This is a genomic window from Atribacteraceae bacterium, assembly GCA_035477455.1.
In the GTDB taxonomy this organism is placed as follows: Bacteria; Atribacterota; Atribacteria; order Atribacterales; family Atribacteraceae; genus DATIKP01.
In genome coordinates, this window is record DATIKP010000110.1 from 1 (window position 1) to 22,638 (window position 22,638).

General features: G+C 53.8%; 23 protein-coding genes. 21 read left to right on the top strand and 2 right to left on the bottom strand.

Annotated elements, in window-relative coordinates; translation table 11 throughout:
• Positions 1 to 155: 155 nt before the first annotated feature.
• Positions 156 to 533, bottom strand: a complete 378-nt coding sequence (locus VLH40_06720) for a hypothetical protein (GenBank protein HSV31697.1) — start codon at positions 531 to 533, stop codon at positions 156 to 158.
• 754 nt (positions 534 to 1,287) lie between these two features.
• Here VLH40_06720 and VLH40_06725 point away from each other — a divergent pair.
• The gene (locus tag VLH40_06725) at positions 1,288 to 3,051 is read left to right on the top strand and encodes a tetratricopeptide repeat protein (protein HSV31698.1); all 1,764 of its coding nucleotides are present in this window, start codon (positions 1,288 to 1,290) and stop codon (positions 3,049 to 3,051) included.
• A 49-nt stretch (positions 3,052 to 3,100) separates the two neighbouring features.
• Here VLH40_06725 and VLH40_06730 read toward each other — a convergent pair whose 3' ends face one another.
• Positions 3,101 to 3,550, bottom strand: coding sequence for a YbaN family protein (locus VLH40_06730; protein ID HSV31699.1), 450 nt, complete (start codon positions 3,548 to 3,550; stop codon positions 3,101 to 3,103).
• Positions 3,551 to 3,662: 112 nt separating this feature from the next.
• On the opposite strand from VLH40_06730, the gene VLH40_06735 reads away from it, so the two are divergent.
• The 20 genes from VLH40_06735 to VLH40_06830 all read left to right on the top strand — a co-directional run.
• Positions 3,663 to 5,882, top strand: coding sequence for an ATP-dependent RecD-like DNA helicase (locus tag VLH40_06735; GenBank protein HSV31700.1), 2,220 nt, complete (start codon positions 3,663 to 3,665; stop codon positions 5,880 to 5,882).
• 347 nt (positions 5,883 to 6,229) lie between these two features.
• Positions 6,230 to 6,961, top strand: coding sequence for a GntR family transcriptional regulator (locus VLH40_06740; protein ID HSV31701.1), 732 nt, complete (start codon positions 6,230 to 6,232; stop codon positions 6,959 to 6,961).
• A gap of 40 nt (positions 6,962 to 7,001) precedes the next feature.
• Positions 7,002 to 7,988: a carbohydrate kinase gene (locus VLH40_06745; protein HSV31702.1), complete on the top strand. Its 987-nt coding sequence runs from the start codon at positions 7,002 to 7,004 to the stop codon at positions 7,986 to 7,988.
• Positions 7,985 to 8,824 (top strand): transketolase, encoded by an 840-nt coding sequence (locus VLH40_06750; GenBank protein ID HSV31703.1) that lies wholly within the window; start codon positions 7,985 to 7,987, stop codon positions 8,822 to 8,824. Before VLH40_06745 ends, VLH40_06750 begins: the two co-directional genes overlap by 4 nt.
• Positions 8,815 to 9,795, top strand: coding sequence for a transketolase C-terminal domain-containing protein (locus VLH40_06755; GenBank protein HSV31704.1), 981 nt, complete (start codon positions 8,815 to 8,817; stop codon positions 9,793 to 9,795). Before VLH40_06750 ends, VLH40_06755 begins: the two co-directional genes overlap by 10 nt.
• A complete protein-coding gene (locus VLH40_06760; GenBank protein HSV31705.1) occupies positions 9,792 to 11,078 on the top strand; it encodes a hypothetical protein in 1,287 nt (428 codons plus the stop codon). Before VLH40_06755 ends, VLH40_06760 begins: the two co-directional genes overlap by 4 nt.
• A 161-nt stretch (positions 11,079 to 11,239) precedes the next feature.
• On the top strand, positions 11,240 to 11,965 hold the full coding sequence (locus VLH40_06765) for a DNA alkylation repair protein (protein ID HSV31706.1): 726 nt from the start codon (positions 11,240 to 11,242) through the stop codon (positions 11,963 to 11,965).
• Between the two features lie 156 nt (positions 11,966 to 12,121).
• Positions 12,122 to 12,403, top strand: coding sequence for a hypothetical protein (locus tag VLH40_06770; protein ID HSV31707.1), 282 nt, complete (start codon positions 12,122 to 12,124; stop codon positions 12,401 to 12,403).
• 81 nt (positions 12,404 to 12,484) lie between these two features.
• Positions 12,485 to 12,712: a hypothetical protein gene (locus VLH40_06775; protein HSV31708.1), complete on the top strand. Its 228-nt coding sequence runs from the start codon at positions 12,485 to 12,487 to the stop codon at positions 12,710 to 12,712.
• Positions 12,713 to 12,946: 234 nt separating this feature from the next.
• Complete coding sequence (locus VLH40_06780; GenBank protein HSV31709.1) at positions 12,947 to 13,492, top strand: FMN-binding protein; 546 nt, start codon at positions 12,947 to 12,949, stop codon at positions 13,490 to 13,492.
• 68 nt (positions 13,493 to 13,560) lie between these two features.
• Positions 13,561 to 14,244, top strand: a complete 684-nt coding sequence (locus VLH40_06785) for a hypothetical protein (GenBank protein ID HSV31710.1) — start codon at positions 13,561 to 13,563, stop codon at positions 14,242 to 14,244.
• Positions 14,245 to 14,386: 142 nt separating this feature from the next.
• On the top strand, positions 14,387 to 15,694 hold the full coding sequence (locus VLH40_06790; GenBank protein HSV31711.1) for an OFA family MFS transporter: 1,308 nt from the start codon (positions 14,387 to 14,389) through the stop codon (positions 15,692 to 15,694).
• Between the two features lie 255 nt (positions 15,695 to 15,949).
• The gene (locus tag VLH40_06795) at positions 15,950 to 16,624 is read left to right on the top strand and encodes a hypothetical protein (GenBank protein ID HSV31712.1); all 675 of its coding nucleotides are present in this window, start codon (positions 15,950 to 15,952) and stop codon (positions 16,622 to 16,624) included.
• Entirely contained in the window at positions 16,621 to 17,277 is a 657-nt protein-coding gene (locus VLH40_06800; protein ID HSV31713.1) for a sulfite exporter TauE/SafE family protein, read from the top strand. The genes VLH40_06795 and VLH40_06800 overlap by 4 nt, the downstream gene beginning before the upstream one ends.
• 23 nt (positions 17,278 to 17,300) lie before the next feature.
• The gene (gene amrS / locus VLH40_06805) at positions 17,301 to 18,494 is read left to right on the top strand and encodes an AmmeMemoRadiSam system radical SAM enzyme (GenBank protein HSV31714.1); all 1,194 of its coding nucleotides are present in this window, start codon (positions 17,301 to 17,303) and stop codon (positions 18,492 to 18,494) included.
• A complete protein-coding gene (amrS, locus tag VLH40_06810) occupies positions 18,491 to 19,633 on the top strand; it encodes an AmmeMemoRadiSam system radical SAM enzyme (GenBank protein HSV31715.1) in 1,143 nt (380 codons plus the stop codon). Before amrS (VLH40_06805) ends, amrS (VLH40_06810) begins: the two co-directional genes overlap by 4 nt.
• 208 nt (positions 19,634 to 19,841) lie before the next feature.
• Positions 19,842 to 20,960, top strand: a complete 1,119-nt coding sequence (locus VLH40_06815) for an ABC transporter permease (GenBank protein ID HSV31716.1) — start codon at positions 19,842 to 19,844, stop codon at positions 20,958 to 20,960.
• A complete protein-coding gene (locus tag VLH40_06820; GenBank protein ID HSV31717.1) occupies positions 20,957 to 21,616 on the top strand; it encodes an ABC transporter ATP-binding protein in 660 nt (219 codons plus the stop codon). Before VLH40_06815 ends, VLH40_06820 begins: the two co-directional genes overlap by 4 nt.
• Positions 21,613 to 21,999 carry a hypothetical protein gene (locus tag VLH40_06825; GenBank protein HSV31718.1) on the top strand — a complete coding sequence of 129 codons (387 nt, stop codon included), beginning with the start codon at positions 21,613 to 21,615 and terminating at the stop codon, positions 21,997 to 21,999. Before VLH40_06820 ends, VLH40_06825 begins: the two co-directional genes overlap by 4 nt.
• A gap of 106 nt (positions 22,000 to 22,105) precedes the next feature.
• Positions 22,106 to 22,638 (top strand): SagB/ThcOx family dehydrogenase (locus tag VLH40_06830; protein ID HSV31719.1); only part of this gene is annotated, 533 nt, incomplete at its 3' end.

Here is a 22,638-nt window from a genome sequence, read left to right on the forward strand (position 1 = left end):
ACATCCAAAACAAGGGCTTCCCGGGGGCAAAGGCACAGCGTTCCCGTAAGCCGCTCACCGGTGGGACGATGAGTCCCAAAAACCACCGTTCCGGAAAATCCGCAACTGACCGCTCCTCCGCCATCGGCAAAATTGAGGAGAATGATCTTGCGTTTCTAAGTGATACATCGTTCATAGCCAAGATTGCCCAGGACATAACACGGCCAGGCTCGACCATCATACATCTGTTCGGTGCGGGACACCAAATCGTGAATGCGTTTGGGATCCCGGGACAGGGTTTCGATAAAGTCATAATTGAAGGCGAAATGAAGACGGCCGGGCAGGGAAAATTCGAGATAATGATAAAGACCCTTCTCGGAGACGATTTCCCCGATTCCCACCCGCTCGGGATCATAAGAATCTAGAAGCCGTCTCACCTCCTCGAAGAATAAAAATGTCTCCGGACGACCCACCAGCGGGTCGAGATGATAGCGCTCGGCGGCGTAAAAAGCCGCTCGCTCGGTCCACGAGGTGCGGGGCGTGATATCACGCAAGGCCGGATAAAACTCCTTCTTTCCACCAAGCCATTGGAAACCTCCCTGCTAAACCCCGCTTATCTTCCTGCCGAAACTCCAAACACCCAACTGCTTTTTCCGTTCTCCGTTACCGCCGGCCGCCGGCCCTTCCCTTTTTCCATACACCAAGTACAGGAAAAAGAGTATAACATAGAAGTCCCCTTTCGGTTGACATGAGGCAAGGTTGGGAAGCATCTTTGTGGGCAACGGGAGGGAGATGGAATTTTTGAAAGAAAAAGACCCCCCGCCAAGGCTCTGCCGGGGAAGGGAGATTCCGGCAAACCAGGAACGGGGAAAGGGAAGAACGAGGGAAAAGGAGGCGAATTAAAAACCACGGATTCCAACGAACCTTCCAACCTTCGCTCCACCCGGCTTCGGGATTGATCCCCTACCTCCGGAGAGCTTTTTGACTGGCTTCAGCTACACAAATTAATGTGCAACTTCGTTACGGTTCCCCTACTCAGAGACCGTTTCTTTTTCCAGCCCTGCGAGTCTTCCGATTCCTCAGAACCCGTGGTAGCTATCATGATATAATGATCCCAGACATTTGTCAATAGGAATCGTTAAAATTTTTTAAAATATTTTTGCCCGGGAAATACCCGATTCACCGGTCAAAAAGCTTAACTTCCTTATTCCTTATCCCGTATTCCTGGTTATACTAATTGTGCTGTGTTGGCAATTATCTATTATATAACAGCATATAAAAATGTCGGTCTAAAAAGGAGATAAAAATATGGAAAATCAAAAGTTTTTTGCCACGGCGGTTGTTTCGTTGCTACTCCTCTTCACCATTTCCGTAAGTGTGCTCACCCAGGATGCCGACAGCCTGTTTTCCCAGGGTTTCGAATTCCTGGAAAGCGGACAATACGAGCAGGCCGGCGATGCTTTTCGTCAGGTAATTCAGCTTGATCCGCAATACCGATATGCCCACTATAACCTGGGCATCGCCCTGCAGCAAAGCGGACGATACCAGGAGGCGGTAGAGGCCTTTCGGGAAGCGGTCCGTCTCGATCCCGAGGATCCGGATGCGCATAACAGTCTCGGTTATAACCTATACAACATCGGCAATACCAGCGAAGCGATAACCTACTACAAACAGGCTATCGCTCTTGATCCTGAATACTCGCTCTCCTATTATAACCTCGGTCTTGCCTACCAGACCCTCGGAAACTACCCGGAATCTCTGGCCGCCTTCCGCCGGTATATCGAACTCGTTCCGGATAATCCCTACGCCCATTACAATATCGGGTACGCCCTCTTTGCGATGGGCGAATACCTGGATGCCTATTACGCTTACCGGGAAGCGGTCCGTTTAAACCCTGAAGATGTCGATTCCTGGTTCAACCTGGCTTATACCTTGCAAAATATGGGCCGTCACGAGGAAGCGATCGAAAATTTCCGTGAAGTCGTCCGTCTCGATCCTACCAATACCGTCGCTTACAACAACCTGGGAGTTAATTACAATGCTCTGGGACGATGGACGGAAGCGATTGAAGAGTATAGAAAAGCCATCGAGCTTAAATCAGATTACGCTCTGGCCTACTATAACCTGGGTATCGCCCTGCAGCAAACCGGTCAGCCAATAGAGGCTATCGCAGCGTACCAAAGTTCCATCGAATATGACCCCACCGATCCCGACGCCTATTACAATTTGGGAAATACGCTGATTGAAGTGAATCGCTACGCTGAAGCGATCGAAGCTTACCGGGAAGCGGTACGCATTGACCCCGGGTACTACTTGGCGTACAACAATTGGGGTTTTGCTCTGAGGCGGATCAACCGGTTTGACGAGGCGATCACTATTCTTCAGCAGGGGATCGCCATCAATCCTGACTATGACCTGGCCTACTTCAATCTGGGTCTTGCGTTTCTCAATACCGGCGACCTGGACGCAGCCCGGACACAGCACAACCTACTGTTGAGCTTGAATCCAACCCTCGCAGCAGACCTCATGACTGAAATAATCGGCTACACGGACCCGGCCCTCGCGGATCAGAACGATCTTGCTGTCACCCAGGACCATGCGCTACCCCCCCTGGAAATCACTACCCCGCCCCCGCCACCAGAGCCGGGCATCTTTCTGGATCCGCAAGGTTCCTACCGGATCACCCTCCCGGAAGGATCGGTGAAGCTGGCCGATGAAGACTGGGGAACTGAATTATCGCTCCCCAACAACGGCCGCCTGTTTATCCTGAAAATTCCCAGTGCCCGCTTCGAAAACCTGAACAAGGCCGTTGCCGATGTCACTGAAGACCTGACCGCCAGAAACGCGACGTTCCATGGTGAAAGTAACGTCACTGCTCACGGGATATCGGGTTCGGTCCAGCTCTATTCCCTGGTCGGGACCATAGACGAGCAAAACGAAAACCATTACGCGTACCTTCTCGTCTCCTATCCGGAAACTAACCTGGCCATGCTTGTCGAGCTACCGGTTGAGGAATACAACGCTTCTCAGGAATGGTTGATCGAATTTTTCCGCAACCCCGAATTTCAGTAATTCCGTTCCCTGCCCCCGGAAAGCCGGGATTATGACACCGGCTTTCCGGTCATTTACCGTGGTACACCGGGAGCTTGAATACATGAATAGTCACCCCGGCGGCGATACCCAGCAGCAACCACCTCACCCACACCGTTTCCACGATAGCCACCGCAGAAAAACCAATCGTTGTCCAAAGTAGAGCGAGGCTCAACACTTTACATACGAGGGGAACTCCGCGTTTTTCCAAATATGCCCGGATATAAATGCCGAAAACCCGGTTGGAGACCAACCACCGATAGAGACGCGGGGAAGCCCTGCAAAAACACGCCGCGGTCAGCAGCAGGAACGGGGTGGTCGGCAGGAGGGGCAAAACGATGCCCGCCGCCCCCAAACCGATACAAACACTTCCGCAGAAAATTAATAGAAAGGAATGCGCCGATTTGCCGTCCGGAGGGAGGGACTTGGGCATCCCGATCGCTTTTTGGTTGGTTTGAACCTGATCCTTCATCCGCCGCATACTTGTCTCCGGATACCAGGCACAATTATTAAACGGATGCCGGTACTTTTATCTACACTATATAATAGTAAGAGGAAAATGACCAATCGTTGCTTCACTCAGGAGTTGTGAGATGAAAACGGAATCACAATCCGATCTTTTTCATGCCACCCTGCAAGGCCAGGTGGAGCGGATCACTTTTCAGAACGCCGCAAACGGCTATACGGTAGCCAGGTTGAAAGTCAAGGGATATCAAGAGCTGGTCACGGTGGTCGGACCTCTGCCCGGTATATGTGCGGGAGAAATCCTGCGGGTGTGGGGCCAATGGAAGAACCATCCCCGCTTCGGTGAACAGTTCCTCACCGACTCCTTTGAGACTCTGATTCCCGCCACCACCCGGGGAATCGAAAAATATCTCGGCTCCGGATTGATTAAAGGGATCGGACCGGTTATGGCTTACCGTCTGGTGAATCATTTCGGGAAAGATACTCTGGGAATAATCGAAAATCAGGCGCATCGGCTGACGGAGGTCCCGGGTATCGGCGGAAAGCGGGTGAGCATGATCTCCAAAGCCTGGGAGGAGCAAAAAGAGATCCGTCAGGTCATGCTCTTTCTCCAGGAACAGGGCGTGAGTCCGGCCTACGGGGTCAAAATCTTTAAACACTACGGGAAAGAGGCCGTTCATCTGGTGCGTGAAAATCCCTACCGCCTGGCGGAAGAAATCTACGGCATCGGATTCATCACCGCCGACAAGATTGCCCGGAGCATGGGCATTCCCCAGGATTCCCCCTTTCGGGCCGGAGCCGGAATCCTCTATTTTCTCCAACAAGCCGCCGAGCAGGGCCATGTCTATTATCCGCAGGACTCACTCATCAGCGAATGCGAAAAAGCGCTGGAAATCCCGGCGGATATTATCCGCGAAGTCCTTTCCGATATTTCCCGGGAGAAAAAGGTGGCCATAGAAATGGCCCCCCTGTGCCCGGGAACCGATGCGCACGAGACCGGGGACAATCTCCCCCTGGTCTTTCTGCCGCAGTTTCATACCGCAGAAACTGGTATCACCCGCAAAATCGGAGAAATCCTCGCGACAGTGCGGCATACCAGATACCTTCTCCCGGAGAAGGAACTGTCCGGTATAACAAGGGACCTGGGTATCGAACTTGCCCAACACCAACGGGAAGCGGTTTTGCGAACCTTCCAGGAAAAAATCCTGGTAATAACCGGAGGGCCGGGAACCGGAAAAACCACGATCATCAACGTCATCATCCGACTGCACCGACAGCGGGGAAAGCATATCCTTTTAGCGGCCCCCACCGGGCGGGCGGCAAAACGCATGACCGAGACCACCGGCCAAGAAGCCAAAACCATCCACCGACTCCTCGAGTATCAACCAGGCGGTGCCGGATTCAAGCGAAACGAGACCTTCCCCCTCGACGCGGACCTTCTCATCATCGACGAAACCTCGATGGTCGACACCATCCTCATGTACCATTTTTTGAAAGCGGTTCCCCGGGAGGCCACATTGATCCTAGTCGGGGATATCGACCAACTCCCTTCCGTCGGAGCCGGGCGTGTCTTACGCGATATCATCGAATCCGGCCGGATAGCCACGATCCGGCTGACGGAAATATTCCGCCAGTCCAGAGAAAGCATGATCGTCATGAACGCCCACCGGGTTAACCGAGGGGAGATGCCGCATTTCCAAAGCCCCGCCAACCGCCTGAGTGACTTTTACTTCTTTCCGGTCGAGGACCCGGACAATGCCCGCCAAACAATCCTTGATCTGTGCCGAAGCCGGATACCCCATAAATTCGGCTGTCATCCGGTCGATGACATTCAGGTGATCACCCCCATGCACCGGGGTAGCGCCGGAGCGGCCACTCTGAACAGAGAACTGCAAGAGGCCTTGAACCCCAAAGGTCAGGAAATCCAGCGCTCCGGCAGGATTCTGCGCATCGGTGACAAAGTGATGCAGCTACGCAATAACTATGATAAAGAAGTCTTCAACGGCGATATCGGCCGGGTAACGGCTATTAACCAGGAAATCCAGGAACTGACGGTCTTAATCGACGGAAGAAAAGTAGTGTATGAATTTTCCGAACTCGACGAAATTGTCCCCGCCTACGCTATCTCCGTCCATAAGTCCCAAGGTAGCGAATACCCGGTCGTGGTCATGCCGGTCCTGACCCAGCATTATCTTCTTCTCCAGCGTAACCTTCTCTACACCGCCATTACCCGAGGGAAAAGGCTGGTAGTGCTGGTGGGAACCAAAAAAGCCCTGGCCATCGCCGTACGCAACAACAAACCCCAAAAACGCTTCACCCTCCTCAAGGAACGGCTGCAAGCCTTATGATAAAACCGAATTAAAGATGCAAGGCTCTTGACTTAAACATAATAATGTTATAAAGTTATGTTGATGTTGTTGATCATATCTACCCTTGATTCTACTGCAATAAGTAATTTTGCTGCAGAAGAACGAAGGAAGCCTGGGCCTAAGTTGCCTAAATCAGCCGTTGAAATTGCCGCGTTTTCGAAGTAAATATGCCAGGGATGGCCTTTTTAGCAGCACTGCAACCGGACGTGGTCATTGATGCGTGCGAGAAAATGTAAGATGAGGCGTTGCTGATGGCAACGGGGCCTCGCTGAAATGAGTTTTTGCAACAAAATCAACCTTTTACCGTTTATTTTCAGGAGGCTCCGGTGAGGACGGTCGACCGATCGATCAAGTTACCATTGTATCTACAGATCTATGAGATCTTTAAAAGTAAAATTCTCGTCGGCGAATGGGTGCCCGGCCAAATGATCCCCCCCGAACCGCTTTTGATCGACCAGTACCGGGTGAGCCGGTCCGGAATCCGGCAAGCTCTCGACCGGCTGGTCAAGGAAGGGTTCATTTATCGCCAGCAGGGCCGGGGAACTTTCGTCACTCATCCGACCATGGAAAAGGAAATGACCGGGATCGTGAGTTTCACCGAGGACATGAGACGGCAGGGATTCACCCCGAGTACCCTGCTCCTTGCCGCCGAACTGTTACCGGCGCCGGAGCCCATCGCCGAACGACTCTCCGTCAAGCCCGGTGAAGAACTGGCCCACCTGAAGCGGCTCCGGCTGGCCGATGGTGAACCGATGAGCCTGGAAACCGCCTTTTTGCTGCACCGGTTATGCCCGGGGATTCTCCAAAAAGATTATTCTCAAGTACCGCTGCGGGACGCCTTGAAATATGAGCATGCGATTTTCCTCGTCCGGGCGCGTCAAAAAATTCGTGCTCTTCTGGCCGACGAAAAAACCGCTCGTTTACTCGGTGTCAAACCGAAAGCTCCTCTGCTTTCCATCGAGCGTATTTCGTATTCCCAGCAAAATATTCCGGTGGAATTCCTGGAAATCCTCTATCGAGGTGACCGCTATACCCTCTATAACGAACTGAAAGGGTGAACGGCATATGGACGTGAGTAACAGAAGGGAAAATAATATTGTGGCCCGATCGGTGGATATCTGCACCCTGGGAGAAATGCTGATCGATCTGTTTCCAGGAAAAACCGGAGTACCGCTGGCCGGAGTGACCGCCTTCCACCCGAAACCGGGAGGGGCACCGGCCAATGTAGCTGTCGCCTCTTCCCGGCTGGGGAAAAACGCGGCATTCATCGGCAAAGTGGGCGATGATCCCTTCGGACGGCTACTGGAACGTACCCTCTCAAGAGCCGGGGTCCTCACCCGGGGAATGCGCTTTGACTCGCAGGTCAGGACCACCCTCGCTTTTATCGCCAAACCTGACGAATACAGCGCGGATATCCTTTTCTACCGGCACCCCGGAGCGGACATGATGCTCGATATTGCCGATCTCGACCGCGCCTTGCTCGGGGAAAGCCGGTTTTTTCATTTCGGTTCGATCAGCCTAATCCACGAACCAAGCCGCAGCGCCACGCTGGAAGCGGCACGCTACGCCAAAGAAAGCGGCGCTCAGATCTCCTTCGATGTCAATTACCGACCAGATCTGTGGGCGGACCCTTCCCTTGCGCCGAGCCTCATCGCTACCGGATACCCGCTGGCGGACATTCTGAAAATCAACGAAAACGAACTCTTATTTTTGACCCGTACCGGAAACCCCGCCGAAGGAAGCCGGACCTTGCTCGACCGGGGCCCGAAGCTGATCGTTGTCACCCGGGGCAAGGAGGGGAGCTACTTCCGAACAAAAAACAGCGCTGCCTCCGTTCCGGCCTTTGCGGTCCCGACGGTTGATGCGACCGGCTGCGGTGACGCTTTTCTGGCCGCCTTGCTGGTCGGTCTGCTTGAAGCGCCCGGCTGGGAAAAACGCCTGGAACGGGAAGAACTTTTTTCCATCCTCCGCTTTGCCAGCGCCGCTGGAGCGCTTACCGCAAGGAAGTTGGGGGTCATTCCCGCTCTTCCTGACCGGAAAGAGGTCGAAGAATTTATCAAGACTACGAGGAGTGAGAAACTATGAAAAACCAAACCTTTCCGGATTTGAACGATCTCCGGAAACTGGCCAAAGACATCCGCCTCGATATCCTGGAAACCACGACCCGGGCTGGTTCCGGCCATCCGTCAAGTTCTTTTTCCTCGGTGGAAATCCTGGCGGCCCTGTTCTTCGGCGGGATTCTCCGTTATCGGCCCGCTGAACCCCACTGGCCGGAACGTGACCGGTTCATCCTGAGTAAAGGTCATGCCGCTCCCGGTCTGTATTCGGTGCTGAGCCGGGCTGGTTACTTTCCCCATGACGAGATCTACCGGCTACGGGAACTCAACAGTCCGGTGCAGGGTCACCCGATCAAGGGTCTCCTCCCCGGCGTGGAATCCACCAACGGATCCCTGGGCCAGGGTCTTTCTTTCGGTCTGGGCTGCGCGCTGGGCGCTGGCTTGAATGGTCACCGTTACCGGGTATACGTGCTGATGGGAGACGGGGAATGCCAGGCAGGACAGATCTGGGAAGCGGCCATGGCCGCTTCCCATTTCCAGACCGCTAACCTGGTGGGTATTATCGACTACAACAAATTCCAGGAATGTGGTCCTATCAGCCGGGAAATGGCCCTGGAACCATTCCGGGCCAAGTGGGAAAGTTTTGGTTGGCAGGTGGAGGAAGTCGACGGACATTCCCTGCCGGACCTGATCGAAACCTTCCAAAATATCCCAGACAACGGGAAAACGCCAACAATGGTCATCGCCCATACGGTCAAGGGAAAAGGGGTGTCGTTTGTGGAGGCGGACTATACCTTCCACGGCCGGGCTCTGACCCCGGAACAGGCCGAAAAAGCCCGAGAGGAGATCTTATCATGGAATTAGGGAAAAAAGCCGGTTTGAAACCGGGGAAACCGATGCGGGACGTTTTTGGAGACGCCCTTCTGGCCGTCGCCCAACGCCACCCCCGGGTGGTCGTGCTGGATGGAGACCTGGGCAATTCCACCAAGGCCGACCGGGTCCGTACCGCATTCCCGGAACGGTATTTCAACATCGGCATCGCCGAGAGCAACCTCGTGGGTATCGGGGCGGGACTCGAATCCTGTGGTTTCATTCCCTTTCTGACCAGTTTCTCCTCCTTCCTCCTGTGTAACGCCTACGATCAGATCCGCCTGGCCGTAGCCATGTCCAACGCCAATATCAAGATACTGGGAAGCCACGGGGGGATCACCCTGGGCAAAGACGGTCCTACCCAGATGGGGATTGAAGACCTGGCCCTGGTAGGCGGGTTACCCACCGTGCTTATCCTGGTCGCTTCCGACCCCACTCTCATGCACAAAATCGTAGACGCAGCAGTGGAGTACCAAGGACCGGTCTTCATCCGGTCCAGCCGGATGGCTATGCCTCACCTTTACTCCCCAGACTCCTGTCCCTTCGAAATCGGTGTGGCCAATGTTGTTCGTGATGGGGAGGATCTTGCCATCGTTGCCTGTGGGATCATGGTCGCCGCCGCGCTCGATGCCGCTGTGGACCTGGCCCGGGAAGAAATCGACGCCAGGGTCATCGATCTACACACTCTGCGGCCGCTCGATGTTCAAACTCTGGAACAGGCGGCCCGGGAGACGGGGGCTCTGGTCTGTGCCGAGGAACATCTGCTCCAGGGGGGTATGGGGGCCAACGTGGCCCGGGTGATCGCCGAACGCTGGCCGGTTCCCATCCGTTTCGTGGGACTAGCCGACACCTATACCGAATCCGCCGAACCCGGGGAACTCCTGAAAAAGTATCACCTGACCACTGCCGATATCGTTTCGGCCTGCCGGCAAGCCGTTCGCGCCAAAAAGGAGCAGAGGCAATGATCCGGAACCAGTTAATGAAACTACAGTCAGAAGGAAGGAAAATTCAACTGGGATTGTGTGGAGCAGGTTGGATCGGGTCGGGCTTTTTGAAAGCGGTTAGCCTGGTACCGGGGATGGAAGTGCGGATCCTGGCTGACCCCAACCCGGCGCTGGCCCGGCAGGCTTTTCTCTCCTGTGGGATCTCTTCCGAATCGATCATAGAAACCGATACCCCCGGTATCGCCCAGGATGCCATCCGACAGGGGAAATACGTGGTTAGTTCCTCGTTTCTCCTGCCCGCCCAAACGGCCGAAATCGATCTGATCGTGGAAGCCTCCCCCTCACCAGGCTCCGGAGCGGAGGCGGCTCAGGGAGCGATCAGTCAGGGAAAAAACATTGTGATGATCAATATCGAAGCCGATGTCACGGTGGGCCGCATCCTGCATCACTGCGCCCGTAAAAACGGTGTCCTTTACACCGTTTCCTCCGGGGATGAACCGGGATGCCTGATGGAACTCTACGATTTCGTCACCACGCTGGGATACGAACCGATCGCTATCGGAAAAGGGAAAAACAACCCACTGGATCTTGCCGCCACTCCGGATACGGTCGCCGAATCCGCCCGAAAATCGAACAAAGACCCTTACCAGGTCGCCTCCTATGTCGACGGCACCAAAACGATGTTTGAGATGGCCTGCGTGGCCAATGCCCTGGGCTTTGTCCCCATCCGGCAGGGGATGGTGGGACCGGAAGCAGACCTGGCCACGGTTTCCCAGGTTTTCGCCCTCCACGAAGACGGAGGGATCAGTCCTCACCCGGGAATCGTCGATTTTGTCCAGGGTCCAGCCATGTCCGGTGGAGTTTTCATCACCGTCCGCATCACCGATCCCCGAATCCGGGAAGACCTCCAGTATCTCAAGGTGGGTAAGGGTAACTATTTTACCTTTTTCCGTCCTTACCATCTCTGGTTCCTGGAAGCTCCCCTTTCAGTAGCCCGAGCCTATCTGTATCGAGAACCGACCCTCCAACCGCTCCCCCGGGCAATAACCGAAGTGGTTACTATCGCCAAGAAAAACCTGGCAAACGGGGAAACCCTGGACACCTTCGGTGGTTATACCTTTTCCGGGATGATCGACCGGGCTGAAAAGGCTTTGGCCTCAAACGCTCTGCCGGTCGGATTAGCCCCCGGAGCAGTGCTGAAAAAAGTGGTGAACAAGGGAGAACTCATCACCTGGGATGATGTGATTCTTGCCGAAGATTCGACCGTAGTCAAACTCCGCCGGGAGCAGGATGCCCTGCTCTGATATGCCGGCTCATGACTCATCAGGGAAGCGGCGAGCCAATGGGTAGCGCCGCGGGATATGAAAACCTCCCTTTCCCCAAGTGAAAAAAGGGAGGTCAACCCAAAGGAGTCAGCCTGTCGGGAACCGAGGGCAGCGTGCGAAAAAATTGAGGATGGGTTGAAGTGGATAAGGATGAAAAACAAAAACTCATCAGGAAAATGACGGAGCGATTCCAGGAGCTGGTTGAGCCAGGCTACCGGGAGCGGGTGGGGAAGCTCTTCAATCTGCGGATCGACCGGTATTACGGGGTCAGGGTTCCCCTCATCCGTTCCCTCGCCCGGGAATATTTCGCCGCCATCCAGCCCTTCCCCATGGAGGAGCGTCTGGCTCTGTGCTCCTTGCTCCTGGCCGAAGACTTCCATGAATTGAAAATCACCGCCTATCAATGGGTGGAGCAAAGTAAACGATACCTGGAAGAGAAGCATCTGCCGGTATTGGAAGGCTGGCTTAAGACCTATACCTACGACTGGTCGGATTGTGACGATATTTGTACGAATGTTTTGGGCGAATTTTTCCTGAAGTATCCCAGCAAGGCAAGCAGGTGTCGCGAATGGGCGCTTTCAAAAAACCTGTGGGTTCGCCGGGCGGCGGCGGTGAGCTTGATCAAACCCCTGCGCCGGGGAAATCTTTTGAGCCTGTGCCTGGATATCGCGGATTTACTGCTACAGGATTCCGAAAATCTCGTTCAGAAAGGGTACGGATGGATGTTGAAAGAAGCCAGTAAAGCCCGGCCGGACGAGGTCTATGCCTTTGTCACCGCCCGGATCGGGACCATGCCGCGTACCGCCTACCGTTATGCCCTGGAAAAATTTCCACATGAGTTACGGGTCAGGGCACTGGCGCTGTAAGTGGAATGCGACCCTCGTTGTGGGATAGCCATGTTTCAAAAAGTTAGGTTGGAACCTACCGACTCGTTTTCCATTATATATTTCGTAGTTGTAGTTCTTTAAGGGGGTTGGCCAATTCAAAAAATGAAACCATTTTTTTTCAAGGAGGTGTGCCACGTGAACTCTAACGTCCAAAAAACAAAAAAGAGTCCGGTCAGCACCATAGCTGTCGCTCTGGCCGTCATCGCACTGATTGTATCTATTGCCGCACTTAGCCAGATAGCAGGTATCCGTACGGAGTTATCCCAGGCTCAGGAACAGATCCGAGTTTTAAGGGAAGAAATGGTGGTAGAACCACCTGCCGTGGAGAGTCCTTTAGAAGAAGAAGTGATGGAAGAACCGGCTGCCGTGGAGGATCCTTTAGAAGAAGAAGTGATGGAAGAACCGGCTGAGGAATAGAAGAAGAGAGCTTGATCATCAGCCCGCAAATTTAGTTCGATGGGTCCTTGTCGGTAGTATTTCACCCGAAAAGGCGGGGGATTGAGGCGGCCACCCCCTCCCCCTCGTTTTTGTCCGTTTGCCCGTTTCCAGGATTTGGTAGAAGGAACGACGGATCAGCTCTATTATCCCCTCCCGGCGATCCGGTACCCGGAAAACGAGTACCGGCATCTACCGCTATATCTTCCCCCTTCCCTGTCCCAGATCGTCGCCGGCAACCTTCTTCTTTATTTCCGCCGGACTTCGCCAGGGTCCTCCCTAGCGACATAGCGGACCCTACCGGGAATGACGGATTATCAGCATGAGCTGGTGGGTCACTTTTCTTCCCCCCAGCCGACCTGGACATGCCTTGCCCTTCCTTAACCGGTTTCTTCACCTTAATCTTCGCCAATGGCCCTTCGGGTCAACTCATATAAAATCTTACCCAAGGGGTCTGGTGGCGCGTATTCTAATCCATGGTATAATCAGGGTTTTAAATCAAAGATTCGGAGACCGGAGACCGCCATGGGTAAGAAAGGTATAATCGTCATTATTATAACAGCCTTGATAACCCTGATGACTTTGCTTGGCGTATTTGGGCTTAACCTCTTTGAACAACCCCCGCCCACTGTCGTTGAACCAGAACCACCCCACCGGGCCTATCTCAGAGATTTCCTGGCCGGCACCGGACTAACCTTTGAACCTGTGGTCAGGAACGGTTTTGCCTATTATAAATTGCACTCCGCTGACGAGCAGTTGGCCGGATTTATCTTCCTGGGGACTGAAGAGGGGTGGGTCGGACCGATTGACCTGTTCGTTCAGACGGATATAGCCGGATTAATTCAGCGCGTCCACGTATGGCAACATACCGAAACCCCCCTTTATGTAATGGAGATGGACTCCTTCCTCGCCACATTTGCTGGTTATAAGATAGAAGAGGATCTTATCTGGCAAGAGGATGTGCATGGTATCACCGGAGCGACGCTGACCGCCGAGGCAATCATCGCCGCGGTAAATGAAACTGGCAGAGCGGCTTACCAAAAAGGATTATTTACACAAAGAGCAAGATAATAACACCCCCGGGAGTCCAGCGGCTGCCGGCGGTCAGGGGGCTTAGTGAAATAAAGGGAGGATAGACGATGGGATGGGAGCAGATAAGTTTTCCCTTCATATTCGGGGCCTTAAGTAGTATCGGGATCTGTCTGGTCTCATGTACGCCTATCTTAATCGCTTATCTGATCTCCACCGAAAGAGACCCGCGCAAATTTATCGGCTGGTTTCTCCTTTTTATTGGCGCCCGCGCGGCCGTATTCATCGCCCTGACGCTTCTGATTTTATTGCTGGGGCGACTGGCTCTTGACTTCATCAGGGAATACGCCTTGGTGCTGCGTATCGTCGGGGGAATGTTTATCGCCGCGGCCGGAGCGTTGATCTTCTTCGATATCGGTACAAAACTCCGTTTTTTCCGCACGAAATCGCGGGGCTTCCTCCTGTTGGCCACCCTTTTCGGTATCAAGCCCTGCTTGCCTCATATCGCTATATGGGGCTATCTATTAACAGCGGTAGGAGTGCCGATGGTCGAGCGCGTTATCGTACCGGCGATAGCGGTATTGCAAGCGGCGGTTATCGCGGTAGCGTTTTCCATCGGAGAGAACATCGTTCCCATAATCCTCGGTAGCCTGGGTAGCAAGTCAATGCGTTACTTTCGGGGACGGGGGTTTGTCATCGCTACTAAAGTAGGTGGTGTCGCCCTGTTCATACTGGGAATTGCCTTTATCTTCTACGATAGAATAGCTCCGGTCATCGCGCGGATATTAACCTAAAACAAGCCAGCTCCGAATGGAACAAGCTGGGTGAGTCGGTAGGATTTGGGGAAATTTTTCCCAACCTTGACTCTTCCAGTGAGGATATGATGCAATAAATGCGTAGCAAAAACGAAAATACTAAACAAAGGAGAAAGTGAACATGAGTGCTTCAAACAAAACAGCAAAAACGGCAGCACCCCCTGCTCATTTTCGTTATCTGCTTGCCGGAATAGGTTTTCTGGTGACCTTGTGCCTGGGTACCCTCTATGCCTGGTCAATATTCGTGCCTGCATTGGAGCAGGAATTTGGTTGGACCAGGGCAACGGTTACCATCCCCTTTACCGTCGCCGGCGTTGTGTTTGCCTTTGGCATGGCTCCGGCAGGCCGTCTTTTGGATCTGAAAGGTCCGAAACCATCACTCCTGCTGAGCGCTGTTCTGGTTGTAGTGGGCTATGGATTAGCTTCTATGGCCGGGAATTTGTGGTGGCTGATTATTAGTTACGGTGTGATCATGGGAGCGGCTATTGCCACCGGTTATTCGGCGACGGTAGCCGGAGGACTCAAATGGTTCCCGGATTTGAGAGGAACGGCAACCGGTATCCTGGTGGGTGGTTTTGGTGCCGCTGCTGCTGTTTTCGGCCCGATAGCACATTTTTTGGTTGCTGAATATGGCTGGAGAAATGCTTTTGTGGTTTTGGGCATTATATTTGCAGTAATCATTGGTGCCTCTTCCTTGGTTATAAAAAATCCAAAACCCGGCTGGAGACCGGCCGGGTGGGACCCTACCGCCTCCAAAGGTATACGGAAACACTCACCAGAATATACAGGCTTTGAATTTCCCCTTAAAGAGATGCTCAAGACCCCCCAGTTCAGGCTGATGTGGACACAATACGTATTAATTCTATGTGCCGGCTTCACTATAATTGTACACCTTAAATTGCTGGCTTTAGACAGTGGCTTTTCACCAGCCGCGGCTGCGGGACTGGTCGCTTTGGTCGGTATATTTAATTTGGGTGGGCGGTTTATTCTCAGTCCGTTATCTGATGTGATCGGCAGACTCAAGTCTTTCACCATAGTAGGGTCTCTCATGTTAATTGCCTCAGTTTCCGCTTCCCTCTCGGTCATATTAAATGCACCGGGGATATTGTATTTTACCGCCGCGGTTGGAGGCAGCGCTTTCGGGGGGTATTTGGCCCTGTCTCCGGCTTTTACCGCGGACATGTGGGGTATGAAAAGCGTAGGAGTCAATTATGGGGCCATGTTTACGGGTTGGGGCGTCGCTTCTTTTGTGGGTCCCTTCTTTGCCGGGTTGGTATACGATATTGCCGGCACGTATGTGCCGGTCTTTTTTATCTTTGGTTTCCTGTGTATTCCGGCTATTTTAATAGCTAAAATGCTGGTTAAACCTTCGGCATTAAAAGCTCATGCCGTGAAGATTGGACTCGCGAAAGTGGAGACAAAAAGTTAACCCTTTGTTCGAATTGAACCAAGAACCATGCCGGAGAGTATTTATACACGCGTATTTAAGAGGCCTCTATCGGGGACAATGGCCGGATTGGCTTGGGTTTCCTGGGAAAGGTGACCATCCCCCGTCTCTGGGATGCGGAATCCGACTTTCAGGGTGGGTGTCGGGACCGGAGGGGAGTGTTACGCCCGACTCCGGTCAGCGCACGGACTTTTGTCTTAAGGGGTGGTGATCGTGCCGGGTAAGCAGCGACGCACAATGCTGTACTGGTTTGTTCTTCCCGGGCTCATCGCTTTAATCCTTGTTGGGATTGGCGGTTTTCCTGACCGTCCATTACCGTACCAACCGGTGACAACTGAAGCAGTGGTACGTTTCGGGGATGTCCTCGTTGATCCTGAGGCCGGAGAGATTCGTTTTGATGGCGAGATTCGGCAGCCGGAGGGCTGGGTACGCTTCCTGGTCTATCTTGCAAGTTATCAATGGCTGCAAGAGGAAGCCGCGATTGTCTCCCCAGCGAATCTTTCCGACTTGCAAAAGGCGATTGCGCTACTTGACTGGCGCTTGTGGGACGGGCTATGGCATAGGGAAACAACTGGCCAGGAGGTAGACGTCTTCCTCCAATGGTCTGAGAATAAGGCTGACGCGAATGAACTGATACAACTGCCTGATCGCCTGGGTATAGGCGATTTGATATTTCTTGGTTCGCCTCTTTTTGATCCCCTTTTTCTCGACCGTTGCGAACAGACCGTAGTCTGCGTCGCGCTGGCACAGCGCGACCGATGTCCGCTCCTCTTCCTGCAGCAGAGCGTCAAAGAAAAGTTTACCCGCCCGGGCGGCGAAGCCGGATACCATTTGAACTCTGAGCGCTTACCGCTGGCGGGAAGCAAGGTCACTGTGATTATCCGGATTACCAGTATCCCGGAGGTTGGATGATGGACGAGGTTCTAAAACTATTCATCCTGGGAATCACCGTCTCCTTTGGGCCGTGTATCGCTCATTGCTCTATGGTAATATTGCCGTATATCGCCACCAACGCCCAGGACTGGAAAGGCGGACTCCAGGCCATATTGATATTTTCGCTGGCGCGTCTGGCTATCTATGGAGTACTGGGACTATTGGCCGGTCTGGTGGGGCGAACCATCATCGAGCGTCTGCTGCAGTTCGGACCCCCCATAATGATTACCGGCGGGGTACTTATTACCTCTTTGGGTCTTTATATCTTCTTACGCAAGAACGAGGCGGCGCATTGTCGGGTTACCGCCTGCAAGTCTATACACCAGGCCGGCATCAGGGATTCCGCTCTGCTGGGCATCTTTGCCGGAGTATTGCCCTGTCTGCCACTTTTAGGCGTGCTCACTTTCACCGCGCTCAATGCCCAGGATTTATGGCAGGGCACTTCCTATGGATTGGCCTTCGGCGTGGGAAAGCTCTTTTCACCGCTTATCCTGTTAGGAATCCTCGCCGGCAGCGCCCCGGCACTGCTCGCGCGCTACGGCAAAGCCTTCGGCTATTTCACCAAGCTCTGCGGGGTTGTCCTGATGGTCGTCGGACTCAGCTTGATCGTCCCGGGATTACGACCTCTGTAGTTATGAAGATAGGAGGTGTTCACTTGCGGAAAATTTTCCCCTCGCACCAAAAAACCAGGAATTATATCTTCATCGGACTCGTTGTCACCAGTGTTCTGGCAGGACTGGGACTGGCTTTTACCTTCCTCTTGCCCGATGCCGTCTTATCGGAACAGAAAGCTGTCGCTATAAGCCTTGTAGACTTATCGGAACAGGAGTCAGGTAAGGTTTATCCAGAGGCAATGTTCTGGGAGGCAATGGCTGATAACCAGGTTCAGTGTCAACTCTGCTTTCAGAACTGCGTTATCCCCGAAGGACAGCGCGGCATTTGCCGGGTGAGAATAAACCACGCCGGTCGGCTTTATACCCAGGTTCACAGTCGCGTAGCCTCTTGGCAGGTGATGCCGGTGGAGAAGGATACCATGCAACACCTGCATCCCGGGGCGAGTGTTTTTGCCATTGCCACCGCCTCGTGTAATCTCCGCTGCAAGCAATGCCATAACTGGAGCATTACCCAACGATACCCGGAAGATATCCGCTACTTCTATTGGCCACCGGAAGAAATAGTACGGCGCGCCATGGCCAGCGGGAGCACATTTATCAGCGGTACGATGAACGAACCGACTGTGTTCTTCGAGTATTTATACGACATCTTCCCACTGGCGCAGGAGGCAGGGATTAAGACGATGTTTCGCAGCAATGCGATGATGAATCCAGAGCCTCTGCAAACCATCCTGCAGTATACCGACGCCGTTTCGCTGGATCTGAAAGGATTCAGCGATGACTTCCATCGCAAGATACTGGGAGGAGAACTCCAGCCGGCCTTGGACACTCTTAAACTACTACGCGACTCCGGGGTCTGGTTCGAGATCACCAACCTGATCATCCCCACCTTGAACGACGATATGGAGGATATCCGCCGGATGGTCGAATGGATCAAGGAAAACCTGGGACCCGATGTTCCGATGCACTTCAACCGGTTCGTTCCCGCCTTCCAACTCACCCATCTGCCGATGACCCCGGTGAGCACCCTGGAACAGGCCTACCACATCGCCCGGGAGGTCGGTTTGAACTATGTTTATATCGGTAACGTCCCCGGTCATCCGAGCAATTCTACCTTCTGCCCCGGTTGCGGGACGAATCTGGTCCATCGTACCCATTTAGCTGTTTTATACAATAGAATCGCTGACGGGAGATGTCCGGATTGCGGAAAGAAAATCGCGGGGGTGTGGGAATGAAAAAGCGGACCTGGATCATTGTGTTGGCCGTGGTTGTGGGTAGCGCCGCCGCTATCCTGTCGATGATCCCGGATGATCCCGTCCCGACGCAGCTTCATCAACCGGTGGCCCTGGCCGAAGGCGAGGCCGGCGCTGTCGCGGCGCGCTTCTGGGAACCCCTGAACGATGGGCGCGCGCGCTGTTTACTCTGCGCGCATTTCTGCGTCGTCCCCCCCGGGGAGCGCGGGATCTGCCGGGTGCGCGAGAACCGGGAAGGCGCGCTCTATACCCTGGTGTACGGTCGGCTAGCCACTTTTCCAATCGCCCCCATTGAAAAAGACGGGATGTATCATGCCCTTCCGGGAACCGAGGTCCTGGCTATCGCCACCGCGGGATGTAATTTTCGCTGCCAACAGTGCCACAACTGGCATATCACCCAACGTGGGCCGGAAGATGTAGGGGCGCGCTGGTTCACTCCCCAAGAGGTAGTAGATTTAGCCCTGCGTGCCGGGGCGCGCACCATCACCGGAACCATCAACGAACCGACCGTCTTTTATGAATTCCTTTACGATGTGGCTGTCTTAGCCCGACAGGAGGGCTTAAGGATGCAGTTTCATACCAATGGGGCGATCGCCGAAGAAGCGTTGCGGGCTCTCTTGCGACGGATCGACCAGGCGGTAGTGGACCTCAAGGGATTTTGCCCCGCTACTTACCGGGAATACTACGGGGGGTGTCTCGATACTGTCCTTCGGACACTTAGGATCATCCGGGAAGAAGGGGCGTGGCTGGAGATCACCAATCTGGTCATCCCCACCGTCAACGATTGCCTGGAAGGGATCCGGGCGATGAGCGAGTGGATCGTGGAAAACCTGGGACCGGATGTCCCGCTCCACTTTACCCGCTTCCACCCGGCATACCGCTTGACTCATCTCCCCGCCACACCGATAGAAACGCTGGAAAAGGCACACGCCATAGCCAGAGAGACCGGAATAAACTTCGTCACCATCGGTAACGTCCCCGGACACCGCTACAATTCCACTTTTTGCCCGGACACCGGCGAGAGGCTGATTCACCGGGTTCATTTTACCGTGATGGAGAACAAAATAGTTGATGGCCGGTCGCCCTTCTCTGGCCGGCCGGTGCCCGGGGTATGGGAGTGAGCGAAAGAGGATCGTCGGGAACTTGTTTCTGAGGTGAGAGATAACCGGGGATAAGGTCTGATTTTCTGAGGGCCAGGGAATACTGCCCGCGGCCCGCGGGTTTACCCCGCTAAGAAGCGGACGGAACCAGCCCATACCGTCTTTAGCCACGGGAATCACTGGTCAATTGCCGGATCGCTGCCAGAATACATTGCAAGGGAGATAACCTATGTTGTGGATCGTCTATGCGAACCTGAAGAGAAGAAAAATAAGAACCGCGCTGACCATTGTCGGGATTTCCATCGGAGTAGCGGCTTTGTTCGCCCTTTTGTCCATTAGCGCCGGAATCAGATTGACACTGGAGGAGGAAATAGAAGGCCTGGGGGCTCACATCGTTCTCCTTCCGGAGGGATGTCCGTATATGTTGACCATCTCCCTGATGCAGGGTGTAGATACGATGGAATACATAGCCGAAGAGATGTACTTGCGCATAAGGGAAATGGAAAACGTGGCCCTGGCGGTCCCGGTGGTAGTCGGAAAGGCCAGGGTCGCCGAGGACCTGGTATCGGTGTACGGCACCACGGAAGGAATAGTGGAACTGAAGCAATGGGACTCCGCGGGATTCAATGGCGCCGTAATCGGTAGTGATGTAGCCGATGACCTGAGTCTGGCCCTGGGGCAGACCATTCAGCTGAGTAGTCAGGGGGAAGTGACTCAGGAAATCACCAAAATTCTGGATAAGACGGGGGGGCGGGACGATACTTTCATATTTTTGCCTCTGGATCAGGCCCATACCCTCTTCGGTCTGGAGGGGAATCTCAGCGCCATCCTCGTGCAGACCGAGGATTTGGGAAGGATCGCGGAAACCCGTTACACCCTGGGCCGCTTGGCAGACTTGCAGGCCGTCCCGCCAACTGAAATGTTCGATACCCTGATCGGTCTATTCGCCTCCTTGAAAGCCAACCTGTTGTTGATCGTAGGGATAGCGATCGTAGCGGGTGCGCTCACCACGATCAATACCATGACGATGGCGGTTTTTGAGCGAAAAAAAGACATTGGGCTTTTGCGCTCCATTGGAGCGACCAAGAAAGAGATATTTAAAATGTTCATCCTCGAATCGCTTCTTCTGTCCCTGGTGGCGGGGATACTGGGGGCGCTGTTGAGCTACGTTTTTTTGAACTTTTTTCCCATAACCCAGTTCATCGGTATCCAGTACCGCCCGCACTTTTCGGTGCAATATGTACTGATCGCCCTGATCGTGGCCTGCGCAGTAGGTTCCGTCGCGGGACTCTACCCGGCCTGGAGTGCTGCCAGCACGGCGCCGATCAAGGCCTTGAGGGAACTATGATGATCGAACTCATTAATGTGTCGAAGATATATGGTGAAGGAAAAACCGAGTTTTTGTCCCTGAGAAATATCAATTTGAAAATCGGGAAGGGAGACTTTATCTCCATCGTCGGTCCTTCAGGCTCTGGGAAGTCCACCCTCTTGCACATTTTGGGTTGTCTGGACCAACCCTCGCAGGGAGATGTCCTCATCGACGGGAAACACGTCGAAAGCCTAAGCGACAATGAATTGACTATGATCAGAAGGAAAAGGATAGGCTTTGTTTTTCAACAGTATTATCTGAACGACAGCATGAACGCCTTACAAAATGTCCTACTACCCCTGGAATTGAACCGGGACAGGAACAAGAAAGAAAAGGCGGTCCGGTTGCTGAACCTGGTCGGACTGAAAGACAAGGTGAATAATTATCCCGCGGAGATGTCTGGCGGTGAGCAGCAAAGAGTGGTCATCGCCAGAGCGCTGGCGAACAGTCCCGAATTGATCCTGGCCGACGAACCGACGGGAAATCTGGATTCGTGCGCCGGCAACAACATATTGAATTTGTTGAAAGAGCTGAATGAAAAAACCGGTGTCGCCCTGGTGATTGTGACCCATGATGAAAAGATAGCGAACACTGCCGTAAAACAGATCAGAATAATGGATGGAGTGATCTTATGAAAATCAAAATCGGGATTGTCCTGACAATCGTCACAGTCTTGTTTTTAGTCAGCTGGTATGTACTGTCCGCCGGAGAAGAAAAAACGACCGTGGCCTTATCCGGCGTATTACCGATCACTATCGAGGAATTGATGGAAAACAGCGTGGAATACGAAGGAAAGGAGGTTGGAATAAGCGGGACGATAGTCACGCAATGCAGCAGGGGCTGCAAGTTCACGGTGAACGATGATACCGGAGTCCTGTTTGTGCAGATGATCGAGGAAGCCTGGGAGAAACCGCTGCCTCCCAGCGTCGGAAAAACCGTGGAATTGAGAGGTGTCTTTCAACTAAACCCCCGGCCGCATATAAATGTGTTGGAAGCGGAGAAGGTGCGAGTGCGGTAAGCTCACAGGGGCGAAGCGGCGCCGGGTCGTTTTCCGCCTGTCACCCCTCCTGGTCCGGACATTGAAGAGCGCGTAAATTCGCCTGGCAAAAGGAGGTCAATGAAAAATGGTCTCAAATCTCAAAAAAACGGTGGCGGTGGCGGCGATACTGGTGGTCGCCTTAGCCGGGGCTATGACCATGAACTGGCTCGCGCCCGCAGAGCAAGGAGAAAATAGTCCGATAGAGGCAATCGTCAGTCTTCCTCCTCCCAGTCATACCGGGGAACTGTCGGTGGAAGAGGCGATCTTCCGGCGCCGCTCCATCCGTCGTTTCACGGAGGAGCCGATGACCCTGCCGGAAGTATCACAGCTCCTGTGGTCGGCGGGAGGCAAAACGATCGACGGAGTGACCGGAGCGACGCGGGCCTTCCCGTCCGCCGGCGGGCTGTACCCCTTCGAGATCTATCTGGTAGCCGGAAACGTAACCGATTTACCTGACGGGGTCTACCGGTTCGATTGGCGGGAACACTCCCTGGAGCTGATCAGGGAAGGGGATTTCCGCGAAGAACTTATGGTGGCCTCGCTGAGGCAAAGGTTTGTGCACCAGGCGCCGGTGAATATCGTTTGGGTCGGTGATTTAGCCAAAATCCAAAGACGTTA

What these genes read in the sequence shown, in the direction of transcription:
- VLH40_06725 (HSV31698.1), top strand. Translation starts at nt 1,288, where the DNA reads ATGGAAAATCAAAAGTTTTTTGCCACGGCGGTTGTTTCGTTGCTACTC.
- VLH40_06730 (HSV31699.1), bottom strand. Translation starts at nt 3,550, where the DNA reads ATGCGGCGGATGAAGGATCAGGTTCAAACCAACCAAAAAGCGATCGGG.
- VLH40_06735 (HSV31700.1), top strand. Translation starts at nt 3,663, where the DNA reads ATGAAAACGGAATCACAATCCGATCTTTTTCATGCCACCCTGCAAGGC.
- VLH40_06750 (HSV31703.1), top strand. Translation starts at nt 7,985, where the DNA reads ATGAAAAACCAAACCTTTCCGGATTTGAACGATCTCCGGAAACTGGCC.
- VLH40_06755 (HSV31704.1), top strand. Translation starts at nt 8,815, where the DNA reads ATGGAATTAGGGAAAAAAGCCGGTTTGAAACCGGGGAAACCGATGCGG.
- VLH40_06760 (HSV31705.1), top strand. Translation starts at nt 9,792, where the DNA reads ATGATCCGGAACCAGTTAATGAAACTACAGTCAGAAGGAAGGAAAATT.
- VLH40_06780 (HSV31709.1), top strand. Translation starts at nt 12,947, where the DNA reads ATGGGTAAGAAAGGTATAATCGTCATTATTATAACAGCCTTGATAACC.
- VLH40_06785 (HSV31710.1), top strand. Translation starts at nt 13,561, where the DNA reads ATGGGATGGGAGCAGATAAGTTTTCCCTTCATATTCGGGGCCTTAAGT.
- VLH40_06790 (HSV31711.1), top strand. Translation starts at nt 14,387, where the DNA reads ATGAGTGCTTCAAACAAAACAGCAAAAACGGCAGCACCCCCTGCTCAT.
- VLH40_06795 (HSV31712.1), top strand. Translation starts at nt 15,950, where the DNA reads ATGCTGTACTGGTTTGTTCTTCCCGGGCTCATCGCTTTAATCCTTGTT.
- VLH40_06800 (HSV31713.1), top strand. Translation starts at nt 16,621, where the DNA reads ATGATGGACGAGGTTCTAAAACTATTCATCCTGGGAATCACCGTCTCC.
- amrS (HSV31715.1), top strand. Translation starts at nt 18,491, where the DNA reads ATGAAAAAGCGGACCTGGATCATTGTGTTGGCCGTGGTTGTGGGTAGC.
- VLH40_06815 (HSV31716.1), top strand. Translation starts at nt 19,842, where the DNA reads ATGTTGTGGATCGTCTATGCGAACCTGAAGAGAAGAAAAATAAGAACC.
- VLH40_06820 (HSV31717.1), top strand. Translation starts at nt 20,957, where the DNA reads ATGATGATCGAACTCATTAATGTGTCGAAGATATATGGTGAAGGAAAA.
- VLH40_06825 (HSV31718.1), top strand. Translation starts at nt 21,613, where the DNA reads ATGAAAATCAAAATCGGGATTGTCCTGACAATCGTCACAGTCTTGTTT.